At 73.6% G+C, this 8,832-nt stretch carries 8 protein-coding genes; 4 read left to right on the forward strand and 4 right to left on the reverse strand.

Annotated elements, in window-relative coordinates:
- Positions 1–378 precede the first annotated feature (378 nt).
- Positions 379–2,385 (forward strand): glycoside hydrolase, encoded by a 2,007-nt coding sequence (locus IH45_RS0141560; protein ID WP_030681923.1) that lies wholly within the window; start codon positions 379–381, stop codon positions 2,383–2,385.
- Between the two features lie 170 nt (positions 2,386–2,555).
- On the opposite strand, the gene IH45_RS1000000150470 is transcribed toward IH45_RS0141560, so the two are convergent.
- Positions 2,556–2,783 carry a con-10 family general stress protein gene (locus IH45_RS1000000150470; protein WP_050515566.1) on the reverse strand — a complete coding sequence of 76 codons (228 nt, stop codon included), beginning with the start codon at positions 2,781–2,783 and terminating at the stop codon, positions 2,556–2,558.
- Between the two features lie 157 nt (positions 2,784–2,940).
- Complete coding sequence (locus IH45_RS0141570) at positions 2,941–3,882, reverse strand: beta-ketoacyl-ACP synthase III (RefSeq protein ID WP_030681927.1); 942 nt, start codon at positions 3,880–3,882, stop codon at positions 2,941–2,943.
- Positions 3,883–4,080: 198 nt separating this feature from the next.
- Here IH45_RS0141570 and IH45_RS0141575 point away from each other — a divergent pair, with 198 nt between their 5' ends.
- Together IH45_RS0141575 and IH45_RS1000000145735 are read left to right on the forward strand one after the other, a co-directional pair.
- Positions 4,081–4,782 carry a TetR/AcrR family transcriptional regulator gene (locus IH45_RS0141575; RefSeq protein ID WP_032919464.1) on the forward strand — a complete coding sequence of 234 codons (702 nt, stop codon included), beginning with the start codon at positions 4,081–4,083 and terminating at the stop codon, positions 4,780–4,782.
- The gene (locus IH45_RS1000000145735; protein WP_050515567.1) at positions 4,779–5,525 is read left to right on the forward strand and encodes a GNAT family N-acetyltransferase; all 747 of its coding nucleotides are present in this window, start codon (positions 4,779–4,781) and stop codon (positions 5,523–5,525) included. Before IH45_RS0141575 ends, IH45_RS1000000145735 begins: the two co-directional genes overlap by 4 nt.
- An 18-nt stretch (positions 5,526–5,543) precedes the next feature.
- On the opposite strand, the gene IH45_RS0141585 is transcribed toward IH45_RS1000000145735, so the two are convergent.
- Positions 5,544–6,194 carry a response regulator transcription factor gene (locus IH45_RS0141585; RefSeq protein WP_030681932.1) on the reverse strand — a complete coding sequence of 217 codons (651 nt, stop codon included), beginning with the start codon at positions 6,192–6,194 and terminating at the stop codon, positions 5,544–5,546.
- 45 nt (positions 6,195–6,239) lie between these two features.
- Positions 6,240–7,535, reverse strand: coding sequence for a sensor histidine kinase (locus tag IH45_RS0141590; RefSeq protein ID WP_234440886.1), 1,296 nt, complete (start codon positions 7,533–7,535; stop codon positions 6,240–6,242).
- 254 nt (positions 7,536–7,789) lie between these two features.
- Here IH45_RS0141590 and IH45_RS0141595 point away from each other — a divergent pair.
- A partial coding sequence (locus IH45_RS0141595) for an NAD(P)/FAD-dependent oxidoreductase (RefSeq protein ID WP_030681939.1) occupies positions 7,790–8,832 on the forward strand: 1,043 nt, incomplete at its 3' end.

Consider the following 8,832-nt stretch of genomic DNA (forward strand, 5'->3'; position numbering starts at 1 on the left):
GGCCCCCGCCTCCCCCGTCCCCGCCGGCCCGCCGGAGGGAGCGCCCGGCACCGTCCCCGCCGCCGTACCCGCTGCGGCACCCGGCAGGGTTCCCCCGACCGCGCCCGTCGACGTGCCCACCGATGTCTTCATCGACGCTCCCATCGACAACCCGCTTTCCCGCCCGGCGCGCGGCGCGGGCACAGACGACTTCGGCCGGGCCGGGCGCGGCAGGCGCCTCGACCTCGACTTAGGTAAGCCTAAGCTAACCACGCGTGGGAGGGTCGGACAACATCCGACGGGAAGATCCCGTTCCGCCCCTTCTCCCGTCCCCCGACCCTCCTCTCTCCCCCGGCCCCTCTTAGAGAGTTCTTAAGCCCGCCGACTATCCACGTGTCCATGGACTTCAAGATCGCCTCCAGGGGCGGCCGCTCCCGCACCCGCGCCGGTACGCGCGTGCTCGCCGCCTCCCTCGCCCTGACCGCCACGGCCTCCGTCGGCGCCTCCGGGTGCAGCAGCCAGGCGGTGGCCGGGACCGTCGCCGGGCGGCACGTCGACATTCCCGTCCGGGGCGGAACGGTCACCGTGGACACCGGCACGCTGGCGCTGCACGCCCGTACCGCGGACGGCAGGAACCTGACCCTGTCGGCCCCGTCCGGCACCGCGCTCGGCACGCCGGGCCCGGTCGAGCGGACCGGCGAAGGCATCCGCTGGAGCTACCCGGACAAGGGACTGACGGTGACCGCCCGAGCGGACCACGGGCGGCTGCGGGTCAGCATGAAGGCGGACCGGGACGGGTCGCTCACCTGGCCGCTGACCGGGACGGACCGGGCCACGTCCGCCGTACAGCTGCCGCGCGGCGAGGGGCTGGACATCCCTGTGCGCGACACGTTCTGGAACTCCGAGAAGGCGGGCCTGACGGGCGACCCGGTCGATGTGGGCGGGCTCGAACTGCCCCTGTGGGGTCACACGCTGGGCAAGAACCACGGCGTCAGTTACCTCACCCCCACCGACCTCGGTACCTCACTGAAGTTCCGCTCCGACGGCGGACGGCTGAACACGGCCACCACCCACGACTTCAGCGCCGGCGACGGCACCCGCGACTACACCGTCACCTTCGCCCTCACCGACGGCAATCCCGTCGCGCCCGGCGCCGACTACCGCTCCTGGCTCGCCGAGCACGGGCAGCTCGGCAGCCTCCGCGACAAGATCGGGGAGAATCCGGCCAACGGCAAGCTGCTCGGCGCGTTCCACGCGTACGTGTGGGGTGACGCGCGCAAGGCCGCGGGCGTCGAGGAGCTGCGCAAGCTGGGTGTGGACCGGATGTGGCTCGGTTACGACTCGGGCCCGCACCCGATGGACGCCGCCGCCGTCCGGGCCGCCAAGAAGGCGGGCTATCTGGTGGGCCCGTACGACACGTTCGCCAACGGCCAGGACCCGAAGAAGGATCCCGACTCCCCCACCTCCGTGTGGCCGGGCACGGTCTATCCGGACTTCTGCGTGCGCGACGCCCAGGGCAAGCCGAAGACCGGCTTCGGCGGCCGGGGCTGCTACCTCAGCTCCCGCGCCTTCGAACAGGCCGAGCCGCGTCACCACTACCTCGCGGACCGCACCCGCGCGATGACCGCCAACGGCGCCGACAGCTACTTCCTCGACGTGGACGCGACCGGCGAGCTGTTCCGCGACCACGACACCGCCCACCCGATGACCAAGGCCGGCGACCGGACGGACCGGCTCGCCCGGATGCGGCGGCTCGCGCACGACAAGAAGCTGGTTCTGGGCTCGGAGAGCGCGCAGTCCTGGGCGAACAAGGTGCTGGCCTTCAACCACGGCGCGGCCACGCCGGTCGCCGGCGGCCTGTGGAAGCTTCAGCGCGACAAGAAGAACTGGGGCGGTTACGCCCCGGAGAACGCCCCCGGCGCGTTCTTCAAGCCGGTACGGCTGCCGGCCGACGTCGCGAAGGCGATGTACGACCCGGCGTACCGGGTGCCGCTGTACGAGACCGCGCTGCACAGCTCGCTCGTCAACGCCGAACGCTGGGAACTCTCGTACGAGAAGCTGCCCGAGCAGAAGACCGACCGCGCGCTGCTCGCGATGCTCTACAACATCCCGCTGAATTTCGTGCTCGACGGCGCGTCCCTGAAAAAGACAGGACCCGAACTTGCAGCTCTCCAGGCGTACTTCGCCCCGCTGCACAAGGCAGTGGGCACCGAGAAGCTGACCTCGTTCCGGCGCCTGACCGGCGACAACCTGGTCCAGCGCACGGAGTTCGGCAACGGCAAACTCACCGTCACCGCCAACTTCGGCAAGACGCCCTACGCCGGGCTCCCCGCCGGCTGCGTGGACGCGAAGCTGCACGGCGACCAGCAGCCGCGGCGCCTGTGCCCGGCGAAGGCGGGGGGCTGAGCCCGGCCGGGGGCTGGACCTGGTCGGGGACCGAATCCGGCCGGGGCTGACAGCGGAGTGCGGGCGGGCGTCCGGTGGACGCCCGCCCGCTGCGTGTGCGGTGGGCCGGTGATCCGCCGCGGACACCTGCGGCGTCCGGATCGGCCAGGGTTCACCGACTCGTCCGGCAGCTACTCGCCCTGGCGGCTGCGGCCGCCCTTCCGACCGGCCTCGGAGGCGCGCTCACGGTCGTTGGCGAAGTTGCCGCCACTTTCGTGACCGCCCTTCCGGCCGGCTTCGGCAGCGCGCCGCGGATCGTCGGCGAAGTTGCCGCCGCTCTCGTGGCCGCCCTGCCGGCCGGCGCGTGCGGCCTTCTCGCGGTCGTTGGCGAAGTTGCCGGCGTTGGTGGAGTCAGCCATCGTCACTCACCCTTACTTCGATCTTGGCTGTTTCCTTCCGATCAGACGCGTTGCCGTGCTCCCCGGCACTAAACACACCCGCCAAAAAATTCCGCATTCCCGGCCAACGGAACGAAACGGCCACCCGTCCGGGGCCGGCCACCGCGGAGTCCGCCCTTTACGGGCAGTCCACCACCTGCCCCGCGAACGACAGTCCGCCGCCGAAGCTCAGCAGCAGGACGGGGCCGCCCGGCGGAAGGTCGCGGCGTTCGACCAGTTTGGACAGGGCGAGGGGGACGGACGCCGCGGACGTGTTGCCGGAGTCGATCACGTCCCGGGCGATCACCACGTGCTCGGGCAGGTCGAGCTGCCGCACCACGGACTCGATGATGCGCAGGTTGGCCTGGTGGGTGACGACCCCGGCAAGGTCGGCGAGACCGATGCCCGCCCGCTCGCACGCCTCCCGGGCCAGCGGGGCGAGTTCGGTGGTGACCCAGCGGAACACCGTCTGCCCGTCCTGCGCGAAGCGCGGGTGCCAGTCGCCCAGCAGGCGGACGGCCTGGGCGCGGGTCGGGTCGGAGCCCCATACGACGGGCCCTATGTGCTCGGACTCGGCGCCGCTCACCACGGCGGCACCCGCGCCGTCGCCGAGCAGCACGCAGGTGCTGCGGTCGGACCAGTCGGTCACGTCCGACATCTTCTCCGCGCCGATGACCAGGGCGTGCCGGGCGGCGCCAGCGCGGACCGCGTGGTCGGCGGTGGCGAGCGCGGTGCAGAAGCCCGCACAGCCGTTGTTCAGGTCGTACGCGACGGCCGACGGGATGCCCAGTGCGGCGGCGACCTGCGCGGCGGTCGAGGGGCAGCGGTCGACGGCCGAGCAGGTCGCCACCGTGACCAGACCGATGTCGGCGGGTTCCAGCCCGGCCGCGGCCAGGGCCTTGGCGGCGGCAGCGGCGGCCAGGTCGGTGACGGACTCCTCGTCGGCGATCCGCCGGGTGACGATGCCGGTGCGCCGCCGGATCCACTCGTCACTGGTGTCGACCATCCCCGCCAGGTCGTCGTTGGTCAGGACACGCGACGGCTGGTGGTGTCCCAGCGCGGCGATACGGGTTCCCGGCACGGCTGCTCTCCTCGGTTCCCCGGCCGGGCACACGGGCGCACGGCCGGTACGGGTGATGCGGACGGTACGAACGGTGCGGACGGCGTCGGCGGCACCAGCGGCGCCGCAGACGTCGGCGGCACCGGGCGGCAATATAGCAACCGATCGGTCGGAAGCTAATTACGGGAGTCCTGGTGCCGGGCTGGCTACGATGGCGGCATGAGCCCACGCAAGTCCGCCGCCGAGTCCCGCCGGACCCGGGACCGGATCATCGACCGCAGCATCGCGATCGCCTCGGTCGAAGGACTGGACGGGCTGACCATCGGCCGCCTCGCCACCGATCTCGGCATGAGCAAGGCCGGCGTCCTCGGCCACTTCGGCACCAAGGAGGCGCTCCAGCTCGCCTCCCTGGACGGCGCGTCCTCGATCTTCTCCAGAGCGGTGTGGGAACCGGCCGCCCGTACGGCCCCGGGTCTCGCCCGGCTCCGGGACATCTGCGAGTACTGGATCACCTACCTGGAGCGGGAACACGGCGCCTTTCCCGGCGGCTGCTTCTTCACCACGGCGGCGGTCGAGTTCGACGCGCGCGTGGGCCCCATCCGGGACGCGGTGGTGCGCCGTTCCACGCTCTGGCGCCGCCGCCTGGCCAACGAGATCCGGTACGCCGTCGAGGCCGGCGAGCTGCCCCCGGGCACCGACCCCGACCAGCTCGTCTTCGAACTGATCGGCCTCTACACGGGCCTCAACCAGGCCATCCAGCTCTTCGCCGACCCGCAGGCCCAGGACCGCACCCGCCGCGCGCTCACCCGTCTGCTGGCGCCGGCACCTGGGTCGGCGCCAGCACCGGGGGCGGCGCCCGCACCGGAACCGGGTGCCGTACAAGAGCCGGGAGCCGCACAAGGACCGGGAGCCGCCCGGTGAGCGTCGCCGATCTGCTCAGGACCGAGATCGAGGTCATCTGGCCCACGGACGGCCGGGGCCGCTTCCGGGGCCCGCCGCACATGGTCATCGCCGTATCGGCCGACGGCCGCCACCAGGTGCCGGTGGTGGCCGGCCACCTCCCGGACGCGCTCGCCGCCGGCCTGCTGGCATCCGTGACGAAGGAACCCGCCCCCGCGGGCCCGGGGTTACCGCCCCCGGCCCTCCCCCGCCTCCAGCACCTGCTGGAAGCCGCCGTCGGCCCCGTACACACCACCTCGGGCCCGAGCTACCTCATCCACCCCGACCGCCTCCGCTTCGCCCCGACCGCGCCCGTCGTCCCTTCCGACACCGAGGACCACACCGCGCTCGCGGCCCTGCGCCCCGCCAACCCCGGCAACTGGGGTACGGACGAGTGGCACGACCTGCTCGACGGCAAACTCGGCCCGTGGGCCATGGCCCTCGACCCCGCCGACCCGGCCCGGGTCGTCTCGATCTGCCACACCCCCTGCTGGACCGACCACGGCGCGGAAGCCGGCACCTGGACCCGCCCCGGCCACCGCGGCCAGGGCCACGCCGCCACCGTCACCGCCGCCTGGTCCCGCCTGCTGGCCCCCACCGGCCGCCACCTCTTCTACAGCACCTCCGACACCAACCGTTCCTCCCGGAACGTCGCCGCCCGCCTGGGCCTGCGCCCCCTGGGCCACCTCTGGAAACTGTCGCCCCCGGCGAGCATCGCGCTCTAGAAGCCCCCTGCGCCCGCCCTACCTCACGCCCTCCAGATACCGCAGCACCGCCAGCACCCGCCGGTGGTCCGTCTCCGACGGCGGCAGGTCCAGCTTGGTGAAGATGTGGGCGATGTGCTTCTCGACGGCGCGTTCGGTGACGGTGCAGGCGGTGGCGATGGCCTGGTTGGTGCGGCCCTGGGCCATCTGGGCGAGGACTTCGCGCTCGCGCGGAGTGAGGGTGTCCAGGGCGTCCACGCGCCGCCCGGCGCCGAAGAACTGGGTGACGACCTCCGGGTCCAGCGCCGTGCCGCCCGCCGCGACCCGTTCCAGCGCGTCCACGAACTCGCCGATGTCCACCACCCGTTCCTTGAGCAGATAGCCGACGCCGGCCGCCCCGTCGCCCAGCAGCCGCGCCGCGTACCTGGTCTCCACGTACTGGGAGAAGATCAGTACGCCGGTGCCGGGGTGGTCCCGGCGGATGGCGACGGCCGCGCGCAGCCCCTCGTCGGTGTGGCCGGGCGGCAGCCGGATGTCGATGACGGCGGCGTCCGGCCGGTGTTCGGCGACCGCGTCCCGCAGCGCTTCGGCGTCGCCGACGGCCGCCGCCACCTCCACCCCGCGCAGGGCGAGGAGTTGCCCGAGGCCGTCCCGCAGGATCGCGGAATCCTCGGCGATGACGACGCGCATGGGGCGGCCTGCTTTCGGGACGGGATGAGTGCGGGAAGACGGCGGTCACGCGAGGGGGACGCGGACGGTGACCACCGTAGGCCCGCCGGGCGGGCTGTCGCAGGTCAGGGTGGCGTCGACGGTACGGGCCCGGTCGCGCAGCCCGGTGAGGCCGCTGCCCGCGCCGATCACCGCGCCGCCGCGCCCGTCGTCCCGTACGGTCAGCCGCAGTTCGCCCGGTGAGGCGTTCGCGGCACGCTTTCCGCGCCCGCCGCGCGCTGCCGTGACCGCGTCGCCGTCCGCATCCGGTCCGCTGGACAGCTCCATGGCAACGCCCGAAGCGCCGCTGTGTTTCACCGCGTTGGCGAGCAGTTCGGCGGCGCAGAAGTAGACGAGGGATTCGACGGCCGGTGAGGGGCGGCGGGTTGCCGCACCGGTGGTGAGCGTGACCGGCAGGGCGCTGTCGGCGGCGAGCGTGGCGAGCGCCGCGTCCAGGCCCTGGTCCAGGACGGGCGGGTGGATGCCCCGTACGAGATGCCGCAGGTCGGCGACGGCCTGCTTGGCGTTGCCCTGCGCGGTCTCCACCACGGCCAGCAGCTGGTCCCGGTCCGCGCCCGCACCGATCATTTCGCGGATCATCGTGAGGTGCATGCCCAGCCCGACCAGCCGGGCCTGGGTGCCGTCGTGCAGATCGCGTTCGATACGGCGCAGCGTCGCCGCGGCGTCCTCGACGGCGTGCGCGCGGGTCTCCTCCAGAGTGCGGATGCGCTGCGCGGACGGGTCGGGACCGAGCAGCGCGCGCACCAGGAAGCGGTGCGGCGCCTGCGCCTGCCGCAGCAGCCACGGCGCGGCCAGCAGCAGCACGGCCCCGGTGGCGACGACCAGCAGCCAGCGCGGCCAGGAGTCGAACTCCACCCCGTTCACCTGGAGGGAGACATGGCGCTCGCTGCCGTCCGGGCCGTGTTCGGTGAAGTAGTTGATGTGCTTGAGGAGGGGATGGGCGAGGAAGAGCAGCCCGTACACGTACGTCATCAGGACGACCAGCAGCGGGGCGACGGCCGTGAACGGCGCGAGGAGGGCACAGCCGGTCGCCCGCCATCCGGCCCGGTCGCCGAGCACGGCCCGCCGCCACCCGAGGGGCCCGCCTCCGGTGCGGCGCGCGGGCGCTTCGACGTCCACCGCCAGCAGCCCCCGCGCCAGCGCGCGCTGCGCGCCGCCGAGGGCCGACGCTCCCCGTACGGTCAGCGCCATCAGCCACGGACCCAGCGCCGTCCACGCCAGCACCGTGCTCACCAGCAGCCCTCCGACGACGAGCGCCATGCCGAGCAGCGCGAACGGCAGCCCGGTCACGGCGTGCAGCACCGCGGCAAGCGCGCGCGGGGCAAAGGGCGCGAGGAGGCGGCGGCGCAAGCGATGTGCGGGGGCAGACGCGGGGACGGCTATAGGAACAGGCTTGGGCATGGGCTTGGGCACGGGCATGGGCTTGGGCACGGGCATGGCCTTCAACTTACGGCCGGGCCCCTCACACCCCGCCCTCCCCCGCGCTGAGGTCAGCGTTCCCCACGGGAAACAGTGCAGATGCGGACGGGTAACAGCCGGACCGCACGCTGGCGGACATGACCTCGCAACAGCGTGTGGTGGTGATCGGCGGCGGCATGGCCGCGTCCCGGCTGGCGCAGCGCCTCGGCCGGGCGTCCGCCGACGGCGGCCCGGTGCTCACCGTCCTCGGTGAGGAGCCGCACGCGCCGTACAACCGCGTCCTGCTCGCCGACGTACTGGCCGGCCGGTATGCGCACGAGGTCATCACCCTGCCCGCCCCGCACGACGCGGTGCGGTGGCTGGGCGGGGTGCGGGCGGTACGGGTCGACCGCGGGCGCCGTACGGTGCTGTGCGACGACGGGCGGACCGTCCCGTACGACCGGCTCGTCCTCGCGACCGGCTCCAACCCCGTGCTCCCGCCGCTGCGCGGCCTCTTCCCGCCCGGCCACGGCGACCTGCCGCGCGGCGTCCACCCGTTCCGCACCCTGGACGACTGCACGGCGCTCGCCACGGCCGCCGCCCGCCCCGGCGCACGCGCCGTGGTGATCGGCGGTGGGCTGCTCGGCGTCTCGGCGGCGCGCGCGCTGGCCGAGCGCGGCGTACCGGTTCTGCTGGCCCAGCAGGGCGAGCACCTGATGGAACGCCAGCTGGACGCCGGGGCCGCGGCCCTGCTGCGCGCGCACCTGGAGGCGCTGGGCGTCGAGGTCCATACGGAGTGCCGGGTGCGCGGGCTGAGCGTCGAAGACGGCGCCGTACGCGGTGTCGAGCTCGCGGACGGTTACGCGCCGGACGCCGATCTGGTCGTCCTGGCCTGCGGCGTACGCCCCCGTGTCGGCCTGGCGCGCGCTGCCGGGCTGCCGGTCGACCGCGGCATCGTCGTGGACGACCAGCTGCGTACGGCCGATCCCCGCATCCACGCGATCGGCGACTGCGCGCAGCACGACGGCCTGGTGTACGGCCTGGCCGGCCCCGCCCTCGAACAGGCCGACCTGCTGGCCGAGGTCCTCACGGCCAAGGCCGGGCGGAGCCCGATACGCGCTCGTACGGCCGCGGCCGCCACCCGCTACCGCGGCACCCGAGCCCTCACCCGCCTCACCCTCACCAGCCACCGCCCCGGCCC

This window comes from Streptomyces rimosus subsp. rimosus, assembly GCF_000720725.1.
Lineage (GTDB): Bacteria > Actinomycetota > Actinomycetes > Streptomycetales > Streptomycetaceae > Streptomyces > Streptomyces rimosus_A.